The 25,568-nt window shown below is 72.5% G+C and carries 27 protein-coding genes and 1 pseudogene; 14 read left to right on the top strand and 14 right to left on the bottom strand.

Annotated features, from left to right (window positions below):
• Positions 1-78: 78 nt before the first annotated feature.
• Both ACR5MH_RS17375 and ACR5MH_RS17370 read right to left on the bottom strand, forming a co-directional pair.
• Positions 79-384 (bottom strand): hypothetical protein, encoded by a 306-nt coding sequence (locus ACR5MH_RS17375; RefSeq protein ID WP_431349501.1) that lies wholly within the window; start codon positions 382-384, stop codon positions 79-81.
• Positions 385-473: 89 nt separating this feature from the next.
• Positions 474-560 (bottom strand): annotated as a pseudogene (locus ACR5MH_RS17370) (hypothetical protein); the annotation flags it as partial.
• Here ACR5MH_RS17370 and ACR5MH_RS17365 point away from each other — a divergent pair.
• Complete coding sequence (locus ACR5MH_RS17365) at positions 550-1,134, top strand: hypothetical protein (RefSeq protein WP_433862692.1); 585 nt, start codon at positions 550-552, stop codon at positions 1,132-1,134. The pseudogene ACR5MH_RS17370 and the gene ACR5MH_RS17365 sit on opposite strands and share 11 nt — an antisense overlap.
• 21 nt (positions 1,135-1,155) lie before the next feature.
• Positions 1,156-1,362, top strand: coding sequence for a hypothetical protein (locus ACR5MH_RS17360; protein ID WP_431348328.1), 207 nt, complete (start codon positions 1,156-1,158; stop codon positions 1,360-1,362).
• 161 nt (positions 1,363-1,523) lie between these two features.
• Here the strand turns inward: ACR5MH_RS17360 and purM are convergent, their stop codons facing one another.
• The 4 genes from purM to ACR5MH_RS17340 form a co-directional block, all read right to left on the bottom strand.
• Entirely contained in the window at positions 1,524-2,645 is a 1,122-nt protein-coding gene (purM, locus tag ACR5MH_RS17355; RefSeq protein ID WP_431348327.1) for a phosphoribosylformylglycinamidine cyclo-ligase, read from the bottom strand.
• A 58-nt stretch (positions 2,646-2,703) separates the two neighbouring features.
• On the bottom strand, positions 2,704-4,302 hold the full coding sequence (gene purF / locus ACR5MH_RS17350; RefSeq protein WP_431348326.1) for an amidophosphoribosyltransferase: 1,599 nt from the start codon (positions 4,300-4,302) through the stop codon (positions 2,704-2,706).
• A 33-nt stretch (positions 4,303-4,335) separates the two neighbouring features.
• Positions 4,336-4,815, bottom strand: a complete 480-nt coding sequence (locus tag ACR5MH_RS17345; protein WP_431348325.1) for a hypothetical protein — start codon at positions 4,813-4,815, stop codon at positions 4,336-4,338.
• A gap of 119 nt (positions 4,816-4,934) precedes the next feature.
• Complete coding sequence (locus ACR5MH_RS17340) at positions 4,935-5,291, bottom strand: sterol carrier family protein (RefSeq protein WP_431348324.1); 357 nt, start codon at positions 5,289-5,291, stop codon at positions 4,935-4,937.
• A 72-nt stretch (positions 5,292-5,363) separates the two neighbouring features.
• Here ACR5MH_RS17340 and purD point away from each other — a divergent pair, with 72 nt between their 5' ends.
• A complete protein-coding gene (gene purD, locus ACR5MH_RS17335; RefSeq protein WP_431348323.1) occupies positions 5,364-6,626 on the top strand; it encodes a phosphoribosylamine--glycine ligase in 1,263 nt (420 codons plus the stop codon).
• An 80-nt stretch (positions 6,627-6,706) separates the two neighbouring features.
• Here the strand turns inward: purD and ACR5MH_RS17330 are convergent, their stop codons facing one another.
• Entirely contained in the window at positions 6,707-7,951 is a 1,245-nt protein-coding gene (locus tag ACR5MH_RS17330) for an FAD-binding protein (protein ID WP_431348322.1), read from the bottom strand.
• A gap of 169 nt (positions 7,952-8,120) precedes the next feature.
• On the opposite strand from ACR5MH_RS17330, the gene ACR5MH_RS17325 reads away from it, so the two are divergent.
• From ACR5MH_RS17325 to ACR5MH_RS17315, 3 genes are all read left to right on the top strand, one after another.
• Positions 8,121-8,588 (top strand): DUF6325 family protein, encoded by a 468-nt coding sequence (locus tag ACR5MH_RS17325; RefSeq protein WP_431348321.1) that lies wholly within the window; start codon positions 8,121-8,123, stop codon positions 8,586-8,588.
• A 26-nt stretch (positions 8,589-8,614) separates the two neighbouring features.
• Complete coding sequence (locus ACR5MH_RS17320; protein ID WP_431348320.1) at positions 8,615-8,926, top strand: SHOCT domain-containing protein; 312 nt, start codon at positions 8,615-8,617, stop codon at positions 8,924-8,926.
• A 181-nt stretch (positions 8,927-9,107) separates the two neighbouring features.
• On the top strand, positions 9,108-10,010 hold the full coding sequence (locus ACR5MH_RS17315) for a phosphoribosylaminoimidazolesuccinocarboxamide synthase (RefSeq protein ID WP_433861990.1): 903 nt from the start codon (positions 9,108-9,110) through the stop codon (positions 10,008-10,010).
• On the opposite strand, the gene ACR5MH_RS17310 is transcribed toward ACR5MH_RS17315, so the two are convergent.
• Entirely contained in the window at positions 9,974-11,872 is a 1,899-nt protein-coding gene (locus tag ACR5MH_RS17310) for a heavy metal translocating P-type ATPase (RefSeq protein WP_431348318.1), read from the bottom strand. The genes ACR5MH_RS17315 and ACR5MH_RS17310 overlap by 37 nt on opposite strands.
• 142 nt (positions 11,873-12,014) lie before the next feature.
• On the opposite strand from ACR5MH_RS17310, the gene ACR5MH_RS17305 reads away from it, so the two are divergent.
• Together ACR5MH_RS17305 and ACR5MH_RS17300 are read left to right on the top strand one after the other, a co-directional pair.
• Positions 12,015-12,710 carry an RraA family protein gene (locus ACR5MH_RS17305; RefSeq protein WP_431348317.1) on the top strand — a complete coding sequence of 232 codons (696 nt, stop codon included), beginning with the start codon at positions 12,015-12,017 and terminating at the stop codon, positions 12,708-12,710.
• 263 nt (positions 12,711-12,973) lie between these two features.
• Positions 12,974-13,645 (top strand): VOC family protein, encoded by a 672-nt coding sequence (locus tag ACR5MH_RS17300; protein WP_433861989.1) that lies wholly within the window; start codon positions 12,974-12,976, stop codon positions 13,643-13,645.
• Between the two features lie 104 nt (positions 13,646-13,749).
• Here ACR5MH_RS17300 and ACR5MH_RS17295 read toward each other — a convergent pair whose 3' ends face one another.
• Together ACR5MH_RS17295 and ACR5MH_RS17290 are read right to left on the bottom strand one after the other, a co-directional pair.
• Positions 13,750-15,546 carry a DHA2 family efflux MFS transporter permease subunit gene (locus ACR5MH_RS17295; RefSeq protein WP_431348315.1) on the bottom strand — a complete coding sequence of 599 codons (1,797 nt, stop codon included), beginning with the start codon at positions 15,544-15,546 and terminating at the stop codon, positions 13,750-13,752.
• Between the two features lie 13 nt (positions 15,547-15,559).
• A complete protein-coding gene (locus tag ACR5MH_RS17290; RefSeq protein ID WP_431348314.1) occupies positions 15,560-16,141 on the bottom strand; it encodes a PadR family transcriptional regulator in 582 nt (193 codons plus the stop codon).
• Between the two features lie 295 nt (positions 16,142-16,436).
• Between ACR5MH_RS17290 and ACR5MH_RS17285 the strand changes: the two genes are divergently transcribed.
• Both ACR5MH_RS17285 and ACR5MH_RS17280 read left to right on the top strand, forming a co-directional pair.
• A complete protein-coding gene (locus ACR5MH_RS17285; protein ID WP_431348313.1) occupies positions 16,437-16,745 on the top strand; it encodes a hypothetical protein in 309 nt (102 codons plus the stop codon).
• Positions 16,746-16,778: 33 nt separating this feature from the next.
• Positions 16,779-17,315 (top strand): MarR family winged helix-turn-helix transcriptional regulator, encoded by a 537-nt coding sequence (locus ACR5MH_RS17280; RefSeq protein ID WP_431348312.1) that lies wholly within the window; start codon positions 16,779-16,781, stop codon positions 17,313-17,315.
• Between the two features lie 27 nt (positions 17,316-17,342).
• Here the strand turns inward: ACR5MH_RS17280 and ACR5MH_RS17275 are convergent, their stop codons facing one another.
• The 4 genes from ACR5MH_RS17275 to ACR5MH_RS17260 form a co-directional block, all read right to left on the bottom strand.
• A complete protein-coding gene (locus ACR5MH_RS17275) occupies positions 17,343-17,954 on the bottom strand; it encodes a uracil-DNA glycosylase (protein ID WP_431348311.1) in 612 nt (203 codons plus the stop codon).
• A 25-nt stretch (positions 17,955-17,979) separates the two neighbouring features.
• Complete coding sequence (locus ACR5MH_RS17270) at positions 17,980-19,146, bottom strand: alcohol dehydrogenase catalytic domain-containing protein (RefSeq protein ID WP_431348310.1); 1,167 nt, start codon at positions 19,144-19,146, stop codon at positions 17,980-17,982.
• Entirely contained in the window at positions 19,143-20,033 is an 891-nt protein-coding gene (locus ACR5MH_RS17265) for a phosphonatase-like hydrolase (RefSeq protein ID WP_431348309.1), read from the bottom strand. The genes ACR5MH_RS17270 and ACR5MH_RS17265 overlap by 4 nt, the downstream gene beginning before the upstream one ends.
• Before the next feature lie 69 nt (positions 20,034-20,102).
• Positions 20,103-21,260 carry a TIGR03364 family FAD-dependent oxidoreductase gene (locus tag ACR5MH_RS17260; RefSeq protein ID WP_431348308.1) on the bottom strand — a complete coding sequence of 386 codons (1,158 nt, stop codon included), beginning with the start codon at positions 21,258-21,260 and terminating at the stop codon, positions 20,103-20,105.
• 167 nt (positions 21,261-21,427) lie between these two features.
• Between ACR5MH_RS17260 and kynA the strand changes: the two genes are divergently transcribed.
• From kynA to ACR5MH_RS17240, 4 genes are read left to right on the top strand one after another with little or no spacing between them, the layout of a single operon-like run.
• Complete coding sequence (gene kynA / locus ACR5MH_RS17255; protein WP_431348307.1) at positions 21,428-22,288, top strand: tryptophan 2,3-dioxygenase; 861 nt, start codon at positions 21,428-21,430, stop codon at positions 22,286-22,288.
• Entirely contained in the window at positions 22,285-23,364 is a 1,080-nt protein-coding gene (locus ACR5MH_RS17250; protein WP_431348306.1) for a hypothetical protein, read from the top strand. Before kynA ends, ACR5MH_RS17250 begins: the two co-directional genes overlap by 4 nt.
• Positions 23,361-24,698 (top strand): kynureninase, encoded by a 1,338-nt coding sequence (locus tag ACR5MH_RS17245; protein WP_431348305.1) that lies wholly within the window; start codon positions 23,361-23,363, stop codon positions 24,696-24,698. Before ACR5MH_RS17250 ends, ACR5MH_RS17245 begins: the two co-directional genes overlap by 4 nt.
• Positions 24,695-25,564, top strand: coding sequence for a PaaX family transcriptional regulator (locus tag ACR5MH_RS17240; RefSeq protein ID WP_431348304.1), 870 nt, complete (start codon positions 24,695-24,697; stop codon positions 25,562-25,564). Before ACR5MH_RS17245 ends, ACR5MH_RS17240 begins: the two co-directional genes overlap by 4 nt.
• Positions 25,565-25,568: the final 4 nt, after the last annotated feature.

Here is a 25,568-nt window from a genome sequence, read left to right as displayed (position 1 = left end):
ATCCGGGGTGACGTTTGTCATGGGCGTCGGAGCAGCGGGCCAGAGCAGCGGGCCAGAGCAGCGCGTCAGAGCAGCGCGTCAGAGCAGCGCGTCGCGCGGGCGCACCGAACGGAAGAGGCCGACGACGCCCGCGATGCCTCCGACGACGATCACCCCGGCGCCGAGGAGGAACAGGAGGTCTTGGCCGACCGGGGCGCTCGCGACCGGCAGGTGCGCGGTGGGGTCGCCCTGCGGGAGTGCGGAGGCCGTCCCGGCCGCGCCCCCGCCGCCCGTGCCTCCCGCCGCCACCGACGCCACGGCCGCGGCCGGGACCGCCGGCAGCGACACCATCGCGACGGCGCCGCTGACGTCCGCCGTCGCGCGCTGCAGGACCACGAAGAACACGGAGGCCGGCGAGCCGGGGCGCGCGCAGGCAGGCTCACCGTCGTGGTCGTGGCGGCCTGGCCGGCGGCGAGGGCGAGCGTCCCGGACGCGGCGACATAGTCGGGTCCGGCGTGTGCCGTGCCGTCCACCGTCCCGAAGTCCACAGTGACCGGGTCGGAGGCGCCCGTGCGCGTCACATGGACGGTGACGGAGGTGCTGCCCGAGACGACGCTGTCGGCCGCGACAGCGAGGGAGCCCGAGGCCGCCGTGACGGTCAGGGGCGCGGTGGCCGTCGCCGGTCGGAGGGTGGACCCGCCGGTGGGGCCGAAGGTCGCCGTGATCGTGTGCGCGCCGGCGGCCGGGGCGGGCAGGTCGGCGCGGGCGACGCCGTCCACGCCGACCGCGACGCTCGTGGAGGCTCCCCCGTCCACGGCGAAGGCGACGGTCCCTGCCTCTGGCGGCCCGAGCAGGAACCGGGTGACGGTCGCGGACACGGCGATGGTGCCGGAGGAGGCGGTCGCCGGTGCGCTGAGCACGATTGCCGTGGCGTCCGTGCACGCCGGGGCCGTCGCGTCGATGGCGACCGACCGGCCGCCCAGCGTCCAGGTCAGCGACGGCTCGGCCGCGGCATCCACCGTCAGCAGCCACGCGCCGTGGTGCTCGCCAGGCTGGAAGGTCGAGGGCTGCCCGCGGTCGGCCGCGCCCGGCGACAGGTCGTCGGCGCCGGAGCCGGGGGTCACGGTGACCGGAGCGGAGGCCGTCGAGCGGTAGCCGAGGACGACGGTGCGGGAGGTGACGACGCCGAGCGGGGCGTCCTGCACGCAGTCCACGAGCGGGGTGAGGGCGGCGGACGCGGCCGTCGGCGCCGGGGTGGGAGTCGGTGTCGGCGTCGGCGTGCTCGCGAACGCGGGCGCCCCCGCGAGCGCCACGGCGACGAGCGCCGCCCCCAGCGCGCACGCCGAGCGGAGGCGGGCACGGGGGTCACAGTGGCCACCCTAGCGGGAGGCCGCGATCGTCCGCGCCTCCACGAACGGGTCACGTGGAGCGATGTCGCCGACGGAGGAGATCAGGTGCCCGAGAGAGCCGGATCGCGGTCGGCGGAGGAGATCGGCGCGCGATCCGGGGAGGAGTCCTCCCGCGACGACAGCAGCGGCTGCGACTCAGCCGGCGTACGCCCCGACCAGTCGCACCGCGCCGCCGTCGACGCCCTTCGCGCCCTGCTCGAACCCGGCCAGATCGCGCGTCGCCGTCGACACCACACCCGCTCGCCACGTCGGGATCCCGTCCGCCGTGATCGCTGCCGCGATCGCGTCCGCTGCCTCCCGCGCCACGACGGCGAACATCCCGATGCCGAGGTTCCAGGTGCCCTCCGACGACTCCAGGGAGCTGCCGGCGAGGTCGCTCAGCACGCGGAACACCGGGCTCGGCGACCATGTCGAGCGGTCGACCTCCACCCACGAGCCGACCGGGAGGACGCGCGCCAGGTTCGCGGCGATGCCGCCGCCGGTCACGTGGCTGAGCGAGTGGACGGCGCCCGCGAACGACGGGGTCCCGAGCATGCGCAGCAATGGCGACGTGTAGAGGCGCGTCGGCTCCAGGAGGGCCTCGCCCACCGTGCCGCCGAACTCGTCCAGCGTGTCGGTGAAGGCGATGCCGCGCTGGGCGAGGATGTGACGAACGAGCGAGAAGCCGTTCGAGTGGATGCCGGACGACGCCAGCGCCAGCACCACGTCGCCGTCGCGGACGCGCTCCGCGCCCAGCAGCTCGTCGGCCTCCACCGCGCCGACCGCTGCGCCCGCGACGTCATAGTCGTCCGGGCCGAGCAGGCCGGGGTGCTCGGCGGTCTCGCCGCCGACCAGCGCCGTGCCGGTCTCCTCGCAGGCGCGGGCGATGCCGGCGACGATCGCCGCGATGCGCTCGGGGACGACCTTGCCGCAGGCGATGTAGTCGGTCATGAACAGCGGACGCGCGCCCACCACGACGATGTCGTCGACGACCATCCCGACCAGGTCCTGGCCGATGGTGTCGTGCTTGTCGAGCGCCTGCGCGATCGCGACCTTGGTGCCGACGCCGTCGGTGGAGGTCGCGAGCAGCGGGCGGCGGAAGGCCTTCAGCGCCGACACGTCGAACATGCCCGCGAAGCCGCCGACCCCGCCCAGCACCTGCGGGCCCTGCGTGCGTGCGACTGCGGCCTTCATCAGCTCGACGGCGCGGTCGCCGGCAGCGGTGTCGACGCCGGCAGCGGCGTAGGAGGAGGACGAGGATGCGGTGGGCTCGGTCACTGCTCCATGGTATCCGGGCGCCTCAGTCGCCGCCGACCGCGACCGCCGGACGCGGGGACTACTCCTGCCGCCCCGGGTCCCCGAACGACAGCAGCCGCTCGTACTCGGAGTCCGGCCCCGGCTCGCAGCCGTCGCTCGACGCGTCCGCGCCGGTGTCGGTCGGCTCGACCGTCGCCGCGCGCTCTGCCGCGTCGTCCCCCGGACGCTCCAGAAGGTTCTTGCCGAGGTGGTGCGCGTCGGGCAGCGGGATCGGGTACACGCCGGTGAAGCATGCGGTGCACAGGCGCTCGCGCGGCTGGTCGGTCGCGGCGATCATCCCGTCCTCCGACAGGTAGCCGAGAGAGTCCGCGCCGATCGACTGGCGGACCTCGTCCACGCCGAGTCCGGTCGCGATCAGCTCCGCGCGGGAGGCGAAGTCGATGCCGTAGAAACAGGGCCAGGTGATGGGAGGGCTGGAGATGCGCACGTGCACCTCCGCCGCGCCGGCCTCCCGCAGCATCGAGACGAGCGCACGCTGCGTGTTGCCGCGCACGATCGAGTCGTCGACCACCACGAGGCGCTTGCCCTTGATGACCTCCTTGAGCGGGTTCAGCTTGAGCTTGATGCCGCGCTGGCGGATGGTCTGCGACGGCTGGATGAAGGTGCGGCCGACGTAGGAGTTCTTCACCAGGCCCTGGCCGAACGGGATGCCCGACGCCTGCGCGTAGCCGATCGCCGCCGGGGTGCCGGACTCGGGCGTCGGGATGACCAGGTCGGCCTCCACCTCGTGCTCGCGGGCGAGCCGGCGGCCCATCTCGACGCGCGCCTCGTAGACGCCACGGCCGGCGATGGTGGTGTCCGGCCGGGCCAGGTAGACGTACTCGAAGACGCAGCCGGCACGCTTCTCCTCGGCGAACCGCTGCGTGCGGAGGCCGTTCTCGTCGATCGCGATCAGCTCCCCGGGCTCCACCTCGCGCACGAAGCTCGCGCCGACGATGTCCAGCGCCGCGGTCTCGGATGCGACCACCCAGCCGCGCTCGAGGCGGCCGAGCACCAGCGGGCGGACGCCCTGCGGGTCGCGCGCCGCGTACAGCGTGTGCTCGTCCATGAAGACCAGGCAGAACGCGCCGCGCAGCCTGGGCAGGACCTCCACAGCCGTGGCCTCCAGCGTGTGGTCGAGGTCGCCGGTGAGCAGCGCCGTGACGACGGCGGTGTCGGTCGTGTTGCCGCGGGACAGCTCGCCGTCGAGCTGCGGGTAGCGGTCGTGCACGAGCTGCATGAGCTCGGCGGTGTTGGTCAGGTTGCCGTTGTGGCCCAGCGCGACGGTGCCGCTGGACGTGCGGCCGAGGGTCGGCTGCGCGTTCTGCCAGCTCGAGGCGCCGGTGGTGGAGTAGCGCGTGTGGCCGACGGCGATGTGGCCGGTCAGCGAGTTGAGCGCGTTCTCGTTGAACACCTGGGAGACGAGGCCCATGTCCTTGTAGATGAGGATCTTGCTGCCGTCGCTCGTCGCGATGCCCGCGGACTCCTGCCCGCGGTGCTGCAGGGCGTAGAGGCCGAAGTAGCTGAGCTTGGCGACCTCCTCGCCGGGCGCCCACACTCCGAAGACTCCGCAGGCGTCCTGCGGCCCCTTCTCACCGGGCAGAAGATCATGACTCAGACGACCGTCGCCTCCGGCCACAGCGGGCCCCTTTCTCGAGGAATATCGGGATGTTCAGCTGTCGACGGAGGGCCGCGAGCCGTTGCTCTGCGTCCCGTCCGCATCGGGACCCGGCTCCGCGCCGCGCTCGGTGTCGAGCTCGGCGCCGGTGTCGGGAAGGCGCACGTCGATTCTATCCGCCTGAACGGTGCGTGCCCGGCGGGTGACCGCGCGGTCGATCAGGAGGGCGACGAGAGCGCCGACGGCGACGCCGATCGTGGCGCAGATCGCCAGCAGGAAGCCGAAGACCTGGCCGCGGTCGTAGGTGGGGTTCGCCGGGAAGGCGAAGGTGAGGATGAGCGCGATGATGCCGAAGACGATCGCGCCGGTGAGCATGAAGCGGAAGTAGCGCGGCGAGCGGTGGACGCGCACCTGCGCCTCGGTGACCGTGGCGTCGACCTCGGGGTCCGGGGCGGGCTCGGGCTGCTCGGGCTCGGCGGCATCGGCGGCGCGCGCCTCGTCGGGCACGGCGGACTCCTCCGGGTTCGAGCTCATGCCCCCATTCTCGCGCACCGCACCTGAGCGGATGCCCACTGCGGAGAGGGGGCGCAACATGCCGTTATCGCCGTCGGATGACGGCATGTTGCGACCCCTGCGCGGCCGGCGGCGGGGGGTCAGAAGCGGAGCGGGAGGAGGCCGCCCAGGGTCGCGCGCTGGCCGGACGCGTGCACGGAGCCGGAGGCTAGCGCGTCCGGCCACGAGAGGCTCCCGGAGGCCAGCGCCAGCCAGGTCGCGGCGTCGGTCTCGATCACGTTCGGCGGCGTCCCGCGGGTGTGCCGCGGGCCCGGGATGCACTGCACGGCGCCGAACGGCGGGACCCGCACCTCCACCGTGTTGCCGGGCGCGCGCTCGGCCAGGAGCTGGAGCAGGTAGCGCACGGCTGTCGCGGTGGTGTTCCGGTCGGCGTCCTCCGCGAGCGCGCTGCGGACCGCCGTGCCGCCGACCTCGTCGGTGATCTTCGCTCTGGCCATGTGCTCCATCCTCGCACCCGGGTCGGACGGCCGGGTCTGACGCCCGGGTCCGCGCCCTCTAGCATGGGTCGCGTGAAGATTCTGGTCCTCGGTTCCGGTGCCCGCGAGCACGCCATCATCACCGCGCTCCTGGCCGAGGAGGCCGGGCACGCGATCGTCGCGGCCCCCGGCAACGCCGGGATCGCTGCCGACGTCCCCGTCGAGCCGGGCCTCGACCCGCTGGACGGCGCCGCCGTCGCCGAGTACGCGATCGAGCACGGGATCGACCTCGTCGTCATCGGCCCGGAGGCTCCGCTGGTCGCGGGCGTCGCCGACCCGCTGCGCACGCGCGGCATCCCGGTGTTCGGCCCCGGCCGCGCCGCCGCGCAGCTGGAGGGCTCGAAGACCTTCGCCAAGCGCATCATGGAGGAGGCCGGCGTGCCGACCGGACGCGCCGCCCGCGCGAGCACGCTCGCCGAGGCCGAGCGCGCGCTGGACGAGTTCGGTGCGCCGTACGTCGTGAAGGCCGACGGCCTCGCCGCAGGCAAGGGCGTCATCGTGACCTCCGACCGCGCCGCGGCCGTAGAACACGCGCGCCACTACCTGACGCAGGGCGGCGTGCTGATCGAGGAGTTCCTGGACGGCGAGGAGGTCTCGCTGTTCCTGGTCAGCGACGGCCACACCGTCCTGCCGCTGAGCCCGGCGCAGGACTACAAGCGCCTCCTCGACGGCGACGCCGGGCCGAACACGGGCGGGATGGGCGCCTACTCGCCGCTCCCCTGGCTGCCCGAGAACTTCGTGGACGAGGTCATCGACACCATCGCCCTCCCGACCGTCCGTCAGCTCGCGTCCGAGCAGACGCCGTTCATCGGCCTCCTCTACTGCGGCCTCATCCTGACGCCCCAGGGCATCCGCGTGATCGAGTTCAACGCGCGGTTCGGCGACCCGGAGACGCAGGTCGTCCTCCCACGGCTGCTGACGCCGCTGTCGTCGCTGCTCTACGCGGCTGCGACAGGCGAACTGTCCGGGATGCCGCGCCCCGAGTTCGCCTTCGACACGGCGGTGACCGTGGTGCTCGCCAGCGAGGGCTACCCGGAGGCTCCGCAGACAGGCCGGCCGATCACCGGGCTGGACGAGGCGGCGCAGGTCCCCGAGGTCACGATCGCGCACGCCGCGACCGCGCTGGATTCGGAAACGGGCGCGCTGCTCGCGACCGGAGGCCGGGTGCTCTCCGTCGTCGCCCGCGGCACGAGCTTCGACGAGGCGCGCGAGCGCGCGTACGACGCGGTCGCCCGCATCCACCTCCCCGGCGCCCAGTACCGCACCGACATCGCCGCCCGCGTATCCCGCTCCTAACCCCGTCCAACCATCTGTTCCTCACTTTCTCCCGCCCCGCAGCGGCGTGTTGCGGGAGAAAGTGAGGAAGCGATGGCTGCTTAGCCGAGGAGGCGGGTGAGGAAGGGGTTGCGGAAGCGGGAGTGGGGGTCGAGGGACGCTGCGAGGGCGCGGAAGTCGTCCAGCTTCGGGTAGAGGGCGGGGACGACGCCGTCGACATCGAGGTAGAGCTTGCCCCAGTGCGGGCGCGCACCGAGCGGCAGGAGCGCTGCCTCCAAGGCCGGGAGCACGGCCTCCACTCCGGCCTGGTCGCGGAACCACGTGAAGTGGAGACCGACCGCATCCGTGCCGTACGCGCTCGACAGCCACAGGTCGTCGGCCGCCACGGTGCGGATCTCGCTGATCTGCAGCAGCGGTGCGATGACCGGGGCGAGCTCGCGCACCGCCTGGATGGCCTCCACCGCGCGCGCCCGCGGCACCAGGTACTCGGACTGGATCTCTGCGCCGTTGGACGGCGTGAACTCGAACCGGAAGTGCGCGAGGCGCTCGCTCCACGGCCCGACGACGCCGAGCTGCTCGGTCGTGTTGCGGACGTCCATCGCCGCGATCATGTGCCGAGCCTCGGTGAGCGCCGGTGCGCCGAAGAAGTCGTCTCCGATCTCCGTCTCGGCGCCGTCCAGCTCCTTCAGCCAGGCGAGCGAGACGGTGTCCTCGTCCCAGGTCGTGAAGAGCGAGACGCTGTAGGCCGCCGAGGTGACCTCGTCGAAGCGGCCGGTCACGGCCTCCCACGGGACACCGCCGAACAGCCGCTGCCGCGCGTCGAAGGTCGGCCGGATGTCGAGCACGACGTCCGTCACGACGCCGAGTGCCCCGAGCGAGACCGCCGCGCCCTCGAAGCCGGCGTCGCCGCGCGCGAAGTCCACGAGCTCGCCCGAGCCGGTGAGGATGCGCAGCCCCGCGACCGCGGTCGACAGGTTGCCGTTGCGGTCCCCCGAGCCGTGCGTCGCGGTCGCGATCGCGCCGGCCACCGAGATGTGCGGAAGCGACGCGAGGTTGTGCAACGCCCAGCCGGCCGCCTGGAGATCGCGGGCCAGGTCCCCGTAGCGCACGCCTCCGCCCACGGTCACCGTGCGCGCCTCGGCGTCGATGCGGATGTCCGCCGGGAGGCCGGCGGTGCTGACCAGGACGCCCTCGGTGTCGGCCAAGTCGTTGAAGGAGTGCCTGCTGCCGAGCGCACGCACGGACGTCGCGCCCGTCACGAGCTCGCGGAGCTCGTCCACACTGGTCGGGCGCGCGATCCGCTGCGCCCGGTACTCGTGATTTCCTGCCCAGTTCTTCTCGCCCACCAGGGTCCCTTCTCGACGTCGACGGCGGTGTCCGCAGGGTTCCAGTCTAGAGATGTGACCGTGCACATTACGCGCCTTCCGGCGGCCGGAAATCGGTCATTGCCGGGCTGAGTACGCCTGTGTATCGTCTGCCGTGAAAGCGGGACCGGCCCGCTGACGGAGGCGTGAGATGGCTGAATTCGAGTACGGTCCGGCGGAGTTCATCGTCGCCCAGTTCGACAACGACAGGCCGTCGCCCGGGGTGGTCCAGGCCATCCTCGACCTGGTGGAGAGCGGCACAGTGCGCCTCCTGGATCTCGTTTTCGTGATGCGGCACGCCGACGGCGGGGCCGAGATCGTGGAACTGGAGGAGATCGGCGACGAGATCGGCATGGCCGATATCACCCTGGAGGCCGGCGGCCTCGCGGGCGGGGAGGATGTCGACTCGATCGCCGAGCTGATCGAACCGGGAACGACCGGCGCGATCATGGTGATCGAGCACCTCTGGGCAAAGGAGCTCGCCAGCAAGTTCTTCCAGGCGGGCGGCCTGGTGGTCCACAGCGAGCGCATCCCGGCGCCGGTCGTCAACGCGGTCGTGGCCGGGGAGTTCGAGGACTACCTGGAGTCCGACACCGATGTCGAGACGGTCGAGAGCTGAGGAGTGGGGACATGCCTTTAGGACGAATGGGACGCCCGGGACTGATCGGGATGGCGGCGCGCACCGCGGTCGTCGCCGGCACGGCCACGGCGGTGTCGGGGAACGTGCAGCGGCGTCAGGCGCAGCGCGCGGAGGACAAGTACGAGCAGCAGGCCGCCGAGCAGCAGCAGCAGCAGGCGCAGATGCAGCAGGCGGCGGCGCAGCAACAGGCCGCGGCGCCGGCGGCGGCTCCCGCTGACGACATGATGACGAAGATCCAGCAACTCGCCACGCTGCACTCGCAGGGGATCCTGTCCGACGAGGAGTTCACCGCCGCGAAGGCGAAGCTGCTGGCCTGACCGTGCACCCGCCGAGTACGTGGATCGTTCGCGTACTCGGCGGTTTTCGCGCGTACCCGGCGGCCGGCCTCGAGTTCGTCCACCCGCGCGACGAGCCGTGGCGTGGCTCGCATCTCCCGCGGCGTGTTCGGGAGGAAGCGCGGAAGCGATGGCCGGGCGGGGCGACCCCTACGATGGACGGGTGAGCGAACTGGCAGGCTGGAAGCACGTCTACTCCGGGAAGGTCCGCGACCTCTATGTCCCCGAGGGGGCGGACGGGCTGGACGACACCACCGCCGTCCTCGTCGTGGCCTCCGACCGGGTCAGCGCCTTCGACCACGTGCTCGAGCCGGGGATCCCGGGCAAGGGCGAGCTGCTCACCACGCTCAGCCTGTGGTGGTTCGACCGCCTCGGCAGCGTCCCGAACCACCTCATCCCGGACCATGTGCTGGACGGCGAGCGCGTCGTCGAGCGCATCCCCGCCGAGGTCGCAGGCCGCGCGATGCTCGTGAAGCCGCTGGACATGTTCCCGATCGAGTGCGTCGTCCGCGGCTACCTGACCGGCAGCGGCTGGGCCGAGTACCGGACGACGCAGAGCGTCTGCGGCGTCCCGCTCCCGGCCGGGCTCACGGACGGCGACCGGTTGCCGGAGCCGATCTACACGCCCGCGTGGAAGGCTCCGCTCGGCGAGCACGACGAGAACATCAGCTTCGAGCGCACGGTCGAGCTGGTCGGCGCGGAGGTCGCGGAGGAGCTCCGCCGGCTGTCGCTGGATGTGTACGCGCGCGGCGCGGCCATCGCCGAGGAGCACGGCGTCATCATCGCGGACACGAAGTTCGAGTTCGGCGCAGACCGCGCCACCGGGGAGATCACGCTCGCGGACGAGGTGCTCACCAGCGACTCCAGCCGCTACTGGGACGCCCGCGTGTTCGCCACGGCCGCGACGCCGGGCGAGCGGATGGCCAGCTTCGACAAGCAGATCGTCCGCGACTGGCTCGCCGCCAACTGGGACAAGCAGGGCACCCCGCCCGCGCTCCCCGCCGAGGTGGTGGAGCGCACAGCCGCCCGCTACCGGGAGCTGCTGGAGCGGCTGACCGGGGCGTAGGTCCCCGCGCGCGGGCCGGCCGCAGCCTCCCGCGCATCAAGGCGCCCTCCGATCGCCCGGAGCGCGGCGAGGATGGTCGCGAGGTCGACCAGCTCCTGGATGAGCGCACCCGCCGTCGCCGGGATGAAGCCGAACGCCGCGATCAGCATCAGCACGACCGAGACGACGATCCCGAGCCAGATGCTCTGGAGGGCGATGCGCACGGTGTCCTTGCCGATCCGGACGGCGCGGGCGACGCCGTGGATGTCGTCCACGAGGATCACCGCGTCGGCCGACTCGCTCGCCGCGGTGGCGCCTTTGGCGCCCATCGCGATGCCGACGTCGGCCGCGGCGAGCACGGGGGCGTCGTTCACGCCGTCACCGACCATGATCACGGGACGCTCCGCGACGCCCGCCACCTCGGCGACTTTGTCCGCCGGAAGGCACTCGGCGCGCACCCGGGTGATGCCGAGTTCGGCAGCAATGTGCTCCGCCGTCTCCTGCGCGTCGCCGGTGAGCATCATCGTGTTCGTCACCCCGAGCGTTGCGAGCTCGCGGAGGGTGGCCGCCGCATTCCCTCGGAGCCGGTCCCTCGCCAGCAGCGCACCGGCGTATCGCCCGCCGACGGCGACGTAGACGGCCAGCTCGCCGGGTGCGATCGCAGTCCGCACCGCGTCGGGCACGTGCGACGCGACGAACGCGAACTTGCCGACCACCACCTCCCGGCCGTCGATCTCCGCCACGACCCCGTTCGTCGCGGCCTCCTGCGCAGAGGCCGCCTCGCGCAGTTCCAGCCCGCGCTCCCGCGCTGCCTGGATGAACGACGCCGCGAGCACGTGGGACGAGTACTGCTCGGCGCTGGCAACAGCGGCCAGGAGGCCGTCCTCGTCGAACGGCGGCTGCGGACGGATCTCGCTGAGCGCCGGGGCGCCTTGGGTGAGCGTGCCGGTCTTGTCGAACACTGCGGTGCGCGCCCGGGCGAGCTGTTCGAGCACGCCGCCGGACTTGACGATGATGCTGTTGCGCGCGCCACGGCTCATCCCGCCGATGAACGCGACAGGGGCCGCGATGAGCAGCGGGCACGGCGTCGCCAGGACGAGCACCTCTGCGAACCGCACAGCGTCGCCGCTCAGCCACCACGCCAGCGCGCCCAAGGCCAGCGAGAACACGGTGAACGGCACGGCGTAGCGGTCGGCAAGCCGGACGACCGGCGCCTTGCTCTCCGCCGCCTGCGCGACGAGCGCGATGATCTGCTGGTACTGCGACGAGGCGGCCGTCGAGGTCGCCCGCATCTCGACGGCCTCCTGCCCGTTCACGGAGCCGCTCAGGACCTCGTCGCCGGTCGATTTCTCCGCCGGGATGCTCTCGCCCGTGATCGACGCCTGGTCGAACGCCCCGCGCGCGGAGACCAGGACGCCGTCGACCGGCACGATCTCGGACGGCCGGACGAGCAGCGCGTCCCCCACCTTCACCTGATCGACCGGCACCTCCTGGTAGCCGCCGTCCACGACGAGATGCGCGAACTGCGGGGCGCGCGTGAGAAGGGCATCGAGCTCGCGTTTGGCCCGGCGGTTGGCGTAGTCCTCCAGCGCGTTGCCGCCGGTGAGCATGAGCACGACGAGCAGCGCGGCCACGAACTCGCCGACCAGCACCGTCGCGACGATCGCCGTGATGGCGAGGATGTCGAGGCCGAATCGGCCGTGCGCCATCGCGCGCAGCATCCCCACCGCCTGCCACGCAGCGACGACCAGCGCGTAGACGCTGAACAGCCACTGCACCAGCCAGCCCGCTCCCGCGAGCGCCAGTACGATGCCGACGACGCCGATTCCCAGCGTCAGCGTCACCACCCAGTACCGGCCGGCCAGCCGAACGATCCGTCTCATCGCGCCTCCCGGAACCATCCTTGGGCAGCCGACCGCTTCGGAGAAGACCCGAACTGGATCCGTGGAGAAGTCGCGCCGGTTATCGGGCTGTGGAGGACGTCGCATTCCCCCGCGCGCATGAGCGCGGCGGTAGCGTCGCGACATGGACACCAACGGCACCGCCGCATCCCTCCCCACCGCCGCCGTCGCCGACGCCGCGGTCCGCCTCGGCATCCCCGTCGGCACGGTGCCGGTTGCGCTCGTCCCGCTCCTCCCTGGCCGCCCCTTCCGCGGCCCCGCCGCGCCCGTCACCCACCTCGGCAGCGTCGACGTGCTCCTCGAGACCATCGACGACGCGCCTCCCGGCGCCGTGCTCGTCGTCGACAACGGCGGCCGGCGCGACGAGGCCTGCGTCGGCGACCTGATGCTGCTGGAGGCGCGGGAGGCGGGCCTCGCCGGTGCCGTGATCTGGGGCCTGCACCGCGACACCGCGCAGCTCCGGGAGATCGGCCTCCCGCTGTTCAGCCTCGGCGCGATCCCTTTCGGCCCGCGTCGGGTCCCATCTGCCGGGACCGCGATGCGCAGCGCCACGCTCGACGGCGTCGCGGTCGCGCCCACCGACTGGATCGTGGCCGACGACGACGGCGTGCTCGTGGTGGGCGCCGACCGCCGGGACGAGCTCTTCGCGGAAGCGCGACGCATCCAGACGGTGGAGGGAGCGCAGTCCGAGCGGATGCGTGCCGGTGCATCCCTGCGCACCCAACTCGACTTCGCCCGCTACCGCGAACTCCAGGCCGCCGACCCGTCGCTCACCCTGCGGCGCTACCTCGCCGAGACCGGCGGCGCGATCGAGACCTGAAATACCCCGGGCAGCTCCGGTGTTGCATTACCCATGCCCGAACTGCTCCCTGCCGACTCCGCGATGAGCGCCGTGACCCTCCGGGTCGCCGACCTCGACGCGATGACCGCCTACTACCGCGACGCCGTCACGCTCTCCGTGCTCGCCGCTGAGGGAGGCCGCGTCATCCTGGGCCGCGGCGCGACGCCCTCGGTGATCCTGGAGCATGCGCCGGAGCTCAAGCACGCCTCCCCGGCGAGGCCGGCCTGTTCCACACGGCGATCGTGTTCGACAGCCAGGAGGCGCTCGCTGCGGCGGTCTACTCGGTCGCACGGCGCGCGCCCGGCACGTTCACCGGCAGCGCCGACCATCTCGTCTCGCAGGCCTTCTACTTCACCGACCCCGAGGGGAACGGCGTCGAGCTCTACTGGGACCGCGACCGCAGCCAGTGGAGCTGGACGCACGGTCAGGTGGAGATGGACACTCTCCACCTCGACCCGAACGCGTTCCTCCGCGAGCACCTCAGCGAACGCGGCGCGGCGCTGGCCGAGCTCCCCGCTCTGGACGGCTCGACGAACGCGGACGACCCGCGCTTCGGCGACGCCGTCGTCGGGCACGTGCACCTGTCCGTGGGCGACGTCGCGTCGGCGCGCACCTTCTACGTCGACCGGCTCGGGTTCGAGGCCACGGCCTCGCTCGGCTCGTCGGCCCTGTTCGTGTCGGCCGGCGGCTACCACCACCACATGGCGATGAACACCTGGAACAGCCGCGGCGCGGGCGTGCGACGGCTCGCGCTCGGGCTCGGGGAGGTGCAGCTCCGGCTCCCTGGCGCCGACGACGTGGGCGCGCTGACCGAGCGGATGCGGCACTACGGTGTGCCGACGCGGGATGACGGGCGGTCGGTGTCGTTCGACGACCCGTGGGCGAACGTCGTGCGGGTGGTCGCGGAGGCGTAGGCAGCGGAGGCGATCCGGCGCGCCACGCCGCCGGGACGCAGTGAAGGGAGGACTTCCGGGCCGGATGGGCCCAGGAGTCCTCCCTTCTTCACGCGATGGCGCCGTTAGTCGGTCGCGGGGGCGGCGTGGATGCCGTGGTGCTCCTCGCCGTCGCGGCCGCGGTCGGCGACCGGGTCGGCGGCGTGCGCGCCGTGCTGCACCGCATCGACCGGGCCGGCGGCCGCGTGCGCGCCGTGCTCCGGCGTGGTCGAGGCCACGTCCAGCGCTTCGCCCGCAGGTGCGCCGGGGACGCCGGCACCAGAGGCGTCGTCGGCCGCCGCCGCCGCCGCACCGCCATCGGCCACCGCACCCACCGCGACGGGCTCACCCGCGCCGGCCGGCCGCTCGGTCTCGGCGGGACGACCCGCCCCAGCGGCGCGCGGTCCCCACGCGGGCGGCTTCGGCTTCGCCCACCACACCACGACGAGCGCACCCAGGAAGGCCACCGCCGCGGGAAGGAGCAGAGCCTCCGACATCGCCTGGGTGAACCCGGCGTGCAGGAAGCTCGGCAACTCGGTTCCGGTGGTCGCGGTCGGGGCCGCACCGCTCGGAGCCTTCGGCAGGTCGGCTGCGAGGCGGCCGGTGATGAGCGCGGAGATCGATGCGCTTCCGAGCACGGCGCCGATCTGGCGTGTCGTGTTGAACACGCCGGAGCCGGCCCCCGCCTGGTTCATCGGGAGGTTGCGGGTGGTGACGGCCGAGATCGGCCCCCAGACGCCCGACATCGCGATGCCCATCAGCGCGCTCGGGATGAGCAGCCACCAGATGCTCACGTCCGGGGTCAGCATCCGCGAGTAGAGGAACAGCGACAGCGAGAACAGCACCAGCGCGGGCGTCGCGATGAACTTCGGGTTGATCTTGTCGATCAGCCGGCCCATGATCGGTGCGAGCACGCCGGAGAACACGGCGGTGGGGGCGAGCATCAGCGCGGACTGCGTCGGGGTGAGGCCGCGCACCGTCTGGAAGTAGAACACCAGCGGCAGGGCCATGCAGGTGACTGCGAAGCCCACGGTCGTGATGGCGCCGTTCGAGAGCGAGAAGTTGCGGTCGCGGAACAGCGGGAGCGGCAGCAGCGGCTCCTTCTTGTTCAGCGCCTGCCAGACCACGAACGCGGCCAGGACGACGATGCCGGCGATGATGAGACCCCAGACCGAGAACGGCCCGTCGCCGATGACGCCCCAGTTGTAGGTGCCGCCTTCCTGGATGCCGAACACCAGGAGGAACATGCCCACCGCCGAGAGCACGACGCCGAGGATGTCGAACGCGTGCGTGTGAGTCGGGAGCTTCGGGACGAGCCGCATCGCGAGGATGAAGGCCACGACGCCGACCGGGACGTTGATGAAGAAGATCCACTCCCAGCCGAGCCAGTCGACCAGCACGCCGCCGAGCAGCGGGCCGATCAGCGTGGCGACGCCGGCGACGGCGCCCCAGAGTCCCATGGCCGCGCCACGGCGGTCCGGCGGGAAGATGCGCGTGATGACGGCCATCGTCTGCGGGGTCATCAGGGAGGCGCCGAGGCCCTGGACGACGCGGGCGGTGATCAGCATCGCGATGCCGCCTCCCGCCATGACGCCGGAGAACCCGCACCAGGCCGAGGCGAGCGTGAAGATCACCAGGCCGATCAGGTACATGTTCTTCGGGCCGAAGCGGTCGCCGAGGCGACCGGTGATCAGCAGCGGAACGGCGTACGCGAGCAGGTAGGCGCTGGTGACCCAGATGACCGCGTTGTAGTCCGTACCGAGGTTGAGGCCCTTCATGATCGACGGGTTGGCGACCGACACGATGGTCGTGTCGATCAGGATCATGAAGAACCCGATGACGAGCGCCCAGAGGGCGGGCCAGGGCTTCAGTTCGCGTTCCATGTGATTCTTTCTCTCAGTGCTGCTTCTCCTCGTCCCAGGAGATGACTCCCGAGGCGAGGTCGTCGATGAGGGCTTCGAGGGCGGCGGCTTCGGCCTCCGCCGTCGTGCGCAGGTACCGCACGTCGAGCCAGTACTTCTCGGGCAGCCCCTTCGACCGGACACGGTGGATGCCGTCGTCGAGCAGGGCGATGTCGGCGCGCATGAGGCCGACGCGGTTGCGGAGGAGGTCGATCACGGTCTCGAGCGGGAGGTTGTGCGCCTCGCCGAGGCCGAGCGGGAACTCGGGGAACTCGTTGACCGGGGTCGCGATGATGTCCGCGACGCGTTCGCCGAGCGCCTTCGTGCCCTCCTCCGTGATCTCGTAGGTGGTGCGCTCCGGGCGGTTGCCCTCGCGCTCGGTGCCGGTCGCGCGCACGAGCCCCTGCCGGGCGAGGCGGTCGACCGTGTGGTAAAGCGAGCCCGGGCGCACCTTGACGAGCCGGTCCTCCGAGCGCAGCACGAGCGTCTGATACATCTCGTACGGGTGCGTCGGACCCTCGGCGAGCAGCGCGAGCGCTGCGACGGCGAGCGGGGTGAGGGACGGGGCGTGCGGCATGGGGTCTCGGAGGTTCTGTCGAGGCGATGATCGGAAAGGATTATTCCTTGTGGAATAGTACGCCCGGAGGATTCCTTGGTCAAGCGCTGCGAGGGACGTCGTTGTCACGATCCGCTTCTTAGCGGGCGGACGACAATAGCCGGATGTAACTAGCTGGTCTAGCTAAATCGTGTCCGTGGCGACCGATTCCCCCGCCCCACCGGGAAAAGAACTGTTCCACAAAATGGATAGCTAGTTATCCTAGCTATCGCTATACTCATCGCAGGTCCACTCGCCCCAGTGAAAGGACACCAGCATGGGCGCACTGATCTACGGCGGCCAATCGTTCGCGTTCGACGACCGGACGCTCGCGCACCTGCAGGCCGTCATCACCATGAAGCTCCGCCGGCGCGAGCCGTTCCTGCTGACCTGGTCACCGGAGGAGGCCGAGGGGATCGGCCGGCATGCCCTCTGGATCGACAACGCCATTCCCCTTCGCTACGAGTTCGCGTCCGCCGTCTCCGAACGTCTCGACGACCAGTGGCTGAACACGCTCGCCGACCTGGCGTCCCGGGCGAGCGGGCTCGTCGTGACGCCGCAACCGGCCGAACCCGCCGTCGTCTGACGCGGCGGAGCGACCCGGCCTATCATCGAAGCCATGACCACCGAGAAGGGTTCGGGTTCGACGCCATCCGCGTCCGGCAGGACGGACGCGGAACGACGACGCGCGCTCGACGTGCTGGAGGGCCTCCGGGGCTACCTGGTCGCCGAATCGGAGATGCAGCGCCGTTCCGAGAAGAGCATGAACCTGACGGTCAACGACATCTCCGCGCTGCGCTACCTCCTGCGGGCGCGCGAGCGCGGGATCGCAGTGGGCCCGAAGGAGCTCGGCGACTACCTCGGCATCCAGAGCTCCTCCGTCACCGTGCTACTCGACCGGCTCGAGAAGGGCGGCCACATCCGCCGTGAGCCCAGCCCGTTCGACCGCCGCGCGCTCATCATCGTGCCCGCGGTCCCGACCGACGAGCTCCATCGGGCGATCCTCGGCGATGTCCGGGAGGAACTGGTCGAGATCGCCGCGACGCTGGATGACGACCAGGCTCGGACAGTCGTCGGATTCCTCGACCGGCTCCGCGATGCGATCGACACCATCGACGATGTGACGACGCAGCAGCCCAAGCGCCCCGCGCGCTGAGCGCCCGCAGTCGCGGTCGCGCGGCGCTCAGCGTCCCAGCGCGTGGTTCAGTTCGATGAGCTGCTCGGCGAACAGCGCGGCGCCGCCCTGCGCGGGATGCCGGATCGCCGGGGCCTCCAGTCCGGCCGTCGCGATCGCACCTTGCGCCTTGCGTCCGACGGCGACGACGGTCTCGATCTCCAGCGCCCGGATCAGCTCCAGCGCGACCGGCGCTCCGGCGCGCACCTCGGCGGGCCGCGGCGTGCGGTTGCTGTGCGGCGTGCCCGCGACGAACGGGTGCAGCGGATAGACCGGCCACGACAGCGGAACCGGCCCGCGCCAGTCCTTCAGCGTCGCCCAGACCACCCGGCTGGAGGCCTCCCACGGCGCCTGCGGATGCGCGGGCAGCTCCAGCCCGGGCACGACCCCCGCCTCGGCCTCGCGCGCCGACACGAACGGGACGCCGGTCACCGTCATCCCCCGCCAGCCGGGCGCCTCGCCCAGCAGCAGTACGGGCGCGTGCGGCATCGCGAAATACCGCCGCAGATTGCGCTCTCGCCGCCGGCCCTCCGGATCGTCGCCGTACAGGGCCTCGGCATCCACCGGCTCGGGAAGCGCGCGCAGCAGTTCGAAGAAGCGGGCGAAGGGGTCGGCGGCCATCCCCCTACGATGCCACGATCGCCGGTCAGCGCGGCCGGACGGCGACCCGGGCGAACCCGGTCACCGTCAGCGCCGCGTCCACCTCCGCGAGCGGGAACACCGCGCCGACCTGCTCGGCGAACGGATACTTCGTGCCGGCCTCCGCGAGGAAGCGCACCGCCTGCTCCAGGTGGCGCGGCGCGTAGTTGTGGACTCCGCGGACGGTGAGCAGGCGCCGGACGAGCTGCTCCGGCACGAGCGGCAACTCCGGGCCGTCCGACAGCGAGCCCGCGAGGACCAGGACGCCGCCGACGTCGACCACGGGCAGCAGCGACCGCACGGCCGACGGGTTGCCGGAGAACTCCAGGGCGATCGTGGGCGCCGACGCCCGGCCGCCGGCCTTCGCCAGGGCCGCCGCCAGGCCCGCGCGGGAGTCCGGCGCGGCGCGCGGGTCGGCGACGGCCGCGGCGCCGAACAGCCGGGCGGCCTCCCGGCGCTCGGGGACGGGATCGCTGACGACGACCTTCGCCCCGGCCTCCGTCGCCATCGCCGACGCGGTCAGGCCGAGCATCCCGGCGCCGGTGATCAGGACGAGCGCGCCGTCGAGGGGGACGATCGCGCCGGCGGCCTCGAGTGCCGCGGCGACGGTCGCCGTCGTGCAGGATGCGGGCGCGAGCACGGCTGCGGGAAGCTCGTCCGGCACCGTCACGATCGGCGTGCCGTCGAGGAGGTGCGTGTGGGTCGCGAATCCGCCCGAGAGCTCCCAGCCGCGCCGCATCCGCGCGTGGCCGTACTTCTGGAGGTGGACGCAGCGCTGCGGCAGGCCCCGGCGGCAGCGCGCGCAGCGGCCGCACGGCACGGCGACTGACCACACGACACGTTCGCCGAGCGCCACGCGACGCCCGTCGGTCGTCTTCGCGCCGCCGCGGCCGAGCGCGACGACGCGGCCGACCTGCTCGTGGCCGAGCACGAGCGGTGTCGGCGCGAGGCGGTGGCCCAGCGCCGTGTGGATGTCCGAACCGCACACCGTCGCCAGCTCGACCTCCACGAGGGCGTCGCCCGGCGCCAGCCGCACTCCGGGGACGGCCACGGCCTCCTGCCGGTGCCCGACACCCTGCCACACCATCGCGGTCGCCGACGGGAACACGCTCACCCCCATCCCCAGGCTCGCCGGCGGCTCGACGACGCGCGGGGTCACTGCTTTGATGGTCACTGCCGGGTCAGCCCCTCCGGCTGGCCGAAGTCCTGCTCGTCCGGGTCGCCGAACTCGCGCTCCAGCTCGTCGGCGCGCTCCAGCTCGTCGGCGCGCTCCAGCTCATCCAGGCCGAGCAGCTCCGCCAGGTCGGCGATGCCGGCGATGACCGCGTCCGCGCCCGCGTCGATGAGGGTGTCCTCGTCGTGGGCGCCGGTCAGCACGCCGACGACGAGGCCTGCGCCGGCGGCGAGACCGGACGCGATGTCGCTCGCGGTGTCGCCCACCACGACCATCCCCTCGACGCTCGACGCTCCGGTGCGGAGCAGCGCCGTGAGCGGCAGGTCGGGGTAGGGCCGTCCACGGCCGGCCTCAGACGGGCTCAGCGTGAGGTCGGCGAGGTCGCGCCAGCCGAGGGCGTCGAGCACCGTGTCGTGCGTCGCGCGGGAGAAGCCGGTGGTGAGCACCACGGCGACACCGAGCGACTGGAGGCGCCGGATGAGGTCCTCGGCGCCGGGGACCGGGCGGAGGCCCTGGTCGGCGACGAGCTCGGCGTAGGCGGACTCGAAGACGGCGTTGGCGTGCTCCGCCTGGTCCTCGTCGTCCGTGAGCGCAGAGAAGACGGCGAGCTTCGGCTGTCCCGTCGTGGCGTGCGCGAACGCCCGCGCGCGGCTCTGCTCGTCGTCGGTGACGGCGAGGCCGACCGCGTCGAGGGCACGCAGGAAGGCACGCTCGACGAGGCCGTCGTCCACGACGGTGGTGCCTGCGAGGTCGAGCACGACGAGCTCGAGGTCCGCGAGAGCGTCCGGGTCGTCGGCGTCGACAGCGACGACCGCGGCGGCGTCGACCTCGGTGTCGATGATGGCGGCGTCGTCGAACTCGCTCGTGATGAGGCCTTCAGGAGACATGGCCGGTGCCTTTCTGTGCGGGGCTTGGGTGGTCGGCGGGGATGCGGGGCGCGGTGCGGTCCGGTGCGATCACCGTGTGCGCGCAGCCCCGGCGGCGGTCAGCACTCCCGGCGCGGTGGCGAACAGCTCGTCCACCACGCGGTCGGCGAGGCCGAGCCCGGTGGTCATCCCGATGCCGGAGGTCACCGAGACGACGCGGACGGACGGCGCGGGTGAGGACACGAGGAAGTCGTCGGTGGCCGACGCGTGGACTCCTTGCCAGCGTTCGAGCACGCGCACGCGACCGAGGCCGAACAGCGCCCGCGCGCCGTCCAGCAGCAGCTCGAACGCGGTCTCCGACTGGAACGGCGGCACGTCGTCGCCGCTCCGCCTGGCCGCGCCGAGCAGGACGGAGCCGTCCGGCCGCTGGGCGAACACCTGGTCGATGTCGAACGCGGCCAGGTCGGGACGCTCGGCGGCGAGGCGGTCCCGGAGCACGTCGATGCCGGGGACGCGCCCGAGCCCGGGGGCCCGCACCAGGGATCGCGCGGTCAGCACGGGCGCCGTCAGCGGTCGTTCGAAGTCGCCCTCCACGAGCAGCATGTCGAGCCCGGAGCGCTGGATGCCGTGGGCCTCCGCGATGCCCGGGAACAGCCGGTCGACCTCGTGGTCGACGGCGACCACGACAGCGTCGGCGGAGACGCGCCCTCGCGACGTGTGCACCCGGCCGGTCTCGACGCCGGTCACGGTGGTGTGCCAGAAGAAGTCGACCCCGTGCGCGTCGAGCCAGCGCGCGATCGCCGGCGCGGTCTCCCGCGGGTCGACTTGCAGGTCGCTGGGGAAGAAGGCGCCCCCGACGGCGATGCCGTCGGCGACGGGCACACGCTCGCGCACGTCGGCGGGGGTGAGCATCCGAACGCTGTGACCTCCGCGCGTCTCGCGGAACTCTTCGAGCACGGCCTGCTCGTCCGGCGCCTGAGCGACGACGACGGTGCCGGCCTCGCTGAGCCAGAATCCCGCCTCCACGGCCAGCGTGAGCCAGAGCTCGCGGCCGAGTTCCGCGTACGCCCTCGCCTCGCCCTCCTGGCCGGTGATGCAGAGGTGGCCGAAGCCGCGGACCGAGGCCCCGTCCACCCCGGTGGCGCGATCCACCACCGCCACGGTCAGCCCGCGCCGGAGCGCCGCAACCGCATGCCCGAGCCCGACGATGCCTCCGCCGACGATCGCGAGGTCGTAGTGCCTGCCCATTCCCGTCTCCCGTCCGCAGGAAGTCCCGGCACGACGGTAGAAGCCGGCGACGACGGAGGCGGCAACTCCCGGTAACCGGGCGGTGAACGGCAGCGAACGTCCGCGTGCCGGGCGTCGAGCGCCGATGGGCTGTTGCACTTCCCTGACGACCGGCGCAGAATTGCAACATGACGTCGAACCAGAACACGCGCGAGTTCGATCCGGACATCGTCACGGACTTCCGCGAACGCATGTCGTACGGGTCGTACCTCGACCTCGGCACGCTGCTCAGCGCGCAGAAGCCGGTCAGCGTGCCGGAGCACCACGACGAACTGCTGTTCATCATCCAGCACCAGACCACGGAGCTCTGGCTGAAGCTCGTGCTGCACGAGCTGGAGTCCGCGCGCGACCTGCTGCGCGCGGACGAGCTGCAACCGGCCCTCAAGCGCATCGCGCGCGTCAAGCACGTCCAGAAGACGCTGACGGAGCAGTGGTCGGTGCTGGCGACGCTCACGCCGACCGAGTACGCGCAGTTCCGCGGTTTCCTCGGCAACTCGTCGGGGTTCCAGTCGTACCAGTACCGCGCCGTGGAGTTCGTGCTCGGCAACAAGAACCGCCGGATGCTGTCGGTATTCCGCGAGGACCCGGGCGCGCTCGCGCTGCTCACCGAGCTGCTGGAGGCGCCGAGCGTCTACGACGAGTTCCTGCGCTACCTGGCGCGCGCGGGGCACGCGGTGCCCGCGTCGCTGCTCGACCGCGACGTCACCGAGGCCCACGTCTTCACCCCCGAGCTCGTCCCGGTGTTCCGCGACATCTACGAGCACGCGTCGGAGCATTGGAGCGAGTACGAGGCGTGCGAGGAGTTCGTGGACCTGGAGGACAACTTCCAGCTCTGGCGCTTCCGCCACCTGAAGACCGTGCAGCGCACCATCGGCATGAAGACCGGCACCGGAGGCTCCACCGGCGTCAGCTTCCTGCAGAAAGCGCTCGACCTCACCTTCTTCCCGGAGTTGTTCGCGGTGCGGACGGAGATCGGAGCGCCGGAGTGAGCGATGCCCGATCACAGGCCCCGACCATCCAGGTGGACGCCGCCTGGAGCGGTTGGGGGTTCGACGGCCCGGCGACCTTCCGGATCGACGGCGAGCGCCTCGTGCCCGTCGCCGCTCCCGCAGCCGCGTCGTCCCCTGACGACCCCACGCCACCGCTGTCACTGGGCGGAACGCTCTTCCCGTCGCTGACCGACCATCACACGCACCTCGGCCTCACCGACCCCCGCACGCTCTTCGCCGGCGGCATCACGCACGCGGTCGACCTCGGCTGGATCCCGAGCGTCGCGACCTCCTGGCTGGCCGACCACCCGGGTCTTCCGGCGGTCGCGATCGCGGGCGCATTGATCACCGCCCCGGGCGGCTACCCGGTGGCGTCCGGCTGGGCGCCAGAGGGCGCAGCGCTGGAGGTCGGCGGCCCGCGGGAGGCCAGGGATGCGGTGCGGAAACAGGTCATGCTGGGAGCCTCACGGATCAAGGTCGCGCTCAACACCGATGCGGGCGAAACCGTGGACAACTCGACCCTGGCCGCGATTGTGGCGGAATCCCACGCCACCGGCCGCCCCGTCGTCGCGCACGTGCAGGGCCCCGGCCAGACCGCCCGCGCGGTGGCTGCCGGTGTCGATCAGCTCGCGCACACCCCGTTCACCGAACGGCTCGACGACGCGCTCGTCGCGGAGTCCGTCCGCCGCGGGATGACGTGGATCAGCACCCTGGACATCCACGGCTGGGGCATCCCGACCGAGCACTACCGGGTCGCCGTCGACAACCTGCGCCGGTTCGCCGGCGCCGGCGGAAGTGTGCTGTACGGCACCGACCTCGGCAACGGCGACCTCCCCGTCGGCGTCGACGCGCGCGAGCTCGCCGCGCTGCAGGAGGCCGGGCTGACCGGCGCGGCACTCGTGCGCACGATCGCAGGCGAACCGACTGCGTCCCTCGGCCCGCGCGTCGCCTGGATCCCCACCCCGCCTCCGGCCGACCACCGCGACCTGCCCGCCTGGCTCGCCACCGCCCGCGGCGTACGCGTCCCCGACCTCCTCACCCTCCCCTCCCGACCGCTTGGACAGGACACCCCATGACCGACATCCCCGACGACCTGTTCGCCTACGACCCGCTCGACGACGAGGCCGCCGAAGCCGCTGCCGACACGCTCGCCGGCGACCCCCTCGACGCCGCGCGCGCCCTCGACGCCGCCGACCCGCTCGCCCACTACCGCGACCGGTTCGTGGGCGTCACCGCGACCGCGCCCGCCGACCTCGGCACCGCGACCCCGGTCGTCGCGTACTTCGACGGCAACTCCCTCGGGCGCCCCACGCTCGCCGGCATCGAACGCATCCAGCGGTTCCTCGTGGAGAGCTGGGGCGGCCGCCTGATCCGCGGCTGGGACGAGGAGTGGATGGAGCTGCCGTTCCGCATCGGCGACACGCTCGGCGAGACCGCGCTCGGCGCTGCGGCCGGGCAGGCCTTCATCGGCGACTCCACGACCGTGCTCCTCTACAAGCTGGCGCGCGCCGCCGTCGACTCGCTGCCCGAACGCAGCGAGATCGTGCTCGACACCGACAACTTCCCGACGGACCGCTACGTGCTCGACGGCATTGCGCGCGAACGCGGGCTCTCGCTGGTCTGGATCGAGGCGGACACCGAGTCCGGCGTGACGCCCGAGCAGGTCGCGGCGGCGGTCGGGCCGCGCACGGCGCTCGTCGTGCTCAGCCACGTCGCGTACCGCTCCGGGTTCCTCGCCGACGCGCGCGCGATCACGCGCATCGTCCACGACGTGGGAGCCCTCGTGCTGTGGGACCTCTGCCACTCCGCCGGCTCGGTGCCCGTCGAGCTCGACGCGTGGGACGCCGACCTGGCCGTCGGCTGCACCTACAAGTACCTGAACGGCGGCCCCGGCTCGCCCGCGTTCGGCTACGTGAACAGCCGCCTCCAACGCCGGCTCGAACAGCCGATCCAGGGCTGGATGGGCGTGCGCGACGTGTTCCTGATGGGGCCGGAGTACCAGCCGGCGGACGGCGTCCGGCGCTTCATCTCCGGGACGCCGCCGATCGTGGGGATGCTCGCCCTCCAGGACACCATCGCGATGATCGCGGAGTGCGGGATCGACGCGGTGCGCGCGAAGTCGGTCGCTCTCACGACGTTCGCCGTCCGGCTCGCCGACACCTGGCTGACCCCGCTCGGCGTCACGCTCGCCAGCCCGCGCGACCCATCGCAGCGCGGCGGGCACGTCACCCTCGACCACCCGGCGATGCGGGAGGTCACGGCCCGGCTCTGGGAGCGCGACGTCATCCCCGACTACCGCGACCCGGACGGCCTCCGGATCGGGCTCTCGCCGCTCAGCACGAGCTTCGAGGAGGTCGCGGTCGGGCTGGCGGCGGTGCGGGATGTGCTGGGGCAGCTGATCGCGGAATGAGCGCGCCGGTGGACGGGTCGGCACGGGAGGCAGCCGCCCGCGAGGACCTCGAAGCCCGCAGCGGTTCGGCCACCGCCATGCTCCGCACGGTCGTCGGCAGCACGCTGCGCCCGCTCGGCGGCTGGATGAGCGCCGCCGGCGCCGCGGAGCTGATGGCCGCGCTCGGCGTCCCCGCGACCACCGCGCGCTCCAGCCTCGCGCGGCTGTGCACGCGAGGCGTCCTGGTCCGCGAGCCGCGCGACGGGGTCGCCGGCTACGCGCTCCACCCGGCCGCGGTACCGATGCTGGAGCGCGGGGACGCCCGTATCTTCGGCGAGCGCGCCGCGCCGGCCTCCTGGTGCCTGGTGTCGTTCTCGTTCCCCGAGCATCAGCGCTCGCAGCGGAACCGGCTGAGGCGGGCGCTCGCAGCGCTCGGCTGCGGAACGGTGGCCGACGGGCTCTGGATCGGCCCCGACAGCCTGGAGGGCGAACTCGCGGAGGTCGGGCGGGCGTTCGGCGCCGACCTGTTCAGCGGCGCGAAGCTCGCCGCCGACCCGTCCACCCCCGACCTCGCCTCCGCCGTCGCCCGCTGGTACGACCTCCCCGCCCTCCGCTCACTCCACGAGAGCTTCCTCGCCCGCTTTCAGAACACGCCGGCCCCGGTTGACGACCGTGACGCCTTCGCCCTGTGGATCCGCCTCCTGGACGAGTGGCGCGTCATCCCCTACCGCGACCCCGGCCTCCCCGCCGCCGCCCTCCCCGCCGACTGGCCGGGCGCCGCTTCCGCCGCCCTGTTCGCGCGCCTGCACGCCGGGCTCGCCGGCCGCGCGCTCGCCTTCGCGGCCCAGACCGCCCGGGCGGACCGAGGGCCCTCCGCCCCACGGTAGAATC

Source organism: Streptomyces sp. L7, assembly GCF_050990935.1.
Taxonomy (GTDB): domain Bacteria; phylum Actinomycetota; class Actinomycetes; order Actinomycetales; family Microbacteriaceae; genus Leifsonia.
The sequence above is the reverse complement of the archived record's forward strand: the minus strand, read 5'-3'. Positions and strand labels throughout refer to the sequence as shown.

What these genes read in the sequence shown, in the direction of transcription:
- ACR5MH_RS17265 (WP_431348309.1), bottom strand. Translation starts at nt 20,033, where the DNA reads ATGTCTCCTGAAGGCCTCATCACGAGCGAGTTCGACGACGCCGCCATC.
- kynA (WP_431348307.1), top strand. Translation starts at nt 21,428, where the DNA reads ATGACGTCGAACCAGAACACGCGCGAGTTCGATCCGGACATCGTCACG.
- ACR5MH_RS17285 (WP_431348313.1), top strand. Translation starts at nt 16,437, where the DNA reads ATGGGCGCACTGATCTACGGCGGCCAATCGTTCGCGTTCGACGACCGG.
- ACR5MH_RS17310 (WP_431348318.1), bottom strand. Translation starts at nt 11,872, where the DNA reads ATGAGACGGATCGTTCGGCTGGCCGGCCGGTACTGGGTGGTGACGCTG.
- ACR5MH_RS17340 (WP_431348324.1), bottom strand. Translation starts at nt 5,291, where the DNA reads ATGGCCAGAGCGAAGATCACCGACGAGGTCGGCGGCACGGCGGTCCGC.
- ACR5MH_RS17260 (WP_431348308.1), bottom strand. Translation starts at nt 21,260, where the DNA reads ATGGGCAGGCACTACGACCTCGCGATCGTCGGCGGAGGCATCGTCGGG.
- ACR5MH_RS17245 (WP_431348305.1), top strand. Translation starts at nt 23,361, where the DNA reads ATGACCGACATCCCCGACGACCTGTTCGCCTACGACCCGCTCGACGAC.
- ACR5MH_RS17320 (WP_431348320.1), top strand. Translation starts at nt 8,615, where the DNA reads ATGGGACGCCCGGGACTGATCGGGATGGCGGCGCGCACCGCGGTCGTC.
- ACR5MH_RS17240 (WP_431348304.1), top strand. Translation starts at nt 24,695, where the DNA reads ATGAGCGCGCCGGTGGACGGGTCGGCACGGGAGGCAGCCGCCCGCGAG.
- ACR5MH_RS17345 (WP_431348325.1), bottom strand. Translation starts at nt 4,815, where the DNA reads ATGAGCTCGAACCCGGAGGAGTCCGCCGTGCCCGACGAGGCGCGCGCC.
- ACR5MH_RS17290 (WP_431348314.1), bottom strand. Translation starts at nt 16,141, where the DNA reads ATGCCGCACGCCCCGTCCCTCACCCCGCTCGCCGTCGCAGCGCTCGCG.
- ACR5MH_RS17305 (WP_431348317.1), top strand. Translation starts at nt 12,015, where the DNA reads ATGGACACCAACGGCACCGCCGCATCCCTCCCCACCGCCGCCGTCGCC.
- ACR5MH_RS17295 (WP_431348315.1), bottom strand. Translation starts at nt 15,546, where the DNA reads ATGGAACGCGAACTGAAGCCCTGGCCCGCCCTCTGGGCGCTCGTCATC.
- ACR5MH_RS17275 (WP_431348311.1), bottom strand. Translation starts at nt 17,954, where the DNA reads ATGGCCGCCGACCCCTTCGCCCGCTTCTTCGAACTGCTGCGCGCGCTT.
- ACR5MH_RS17325 (WP_431348321.1), top strand. Translation starts at nt 8,121, where the DNA reads ATGGCTGAATTCGAGTACGGTCCGGCGGAGTTCATCGTCGCCCAGTTC.
- ACR5MH_RS17280 (WP_431348312.1), top strand. Translation starts at nt 16,779, where the DNA reads ATGACCACCGAGAAGGGTTCGGGTTCGACGCCATCCGCGTCCGGCAGG.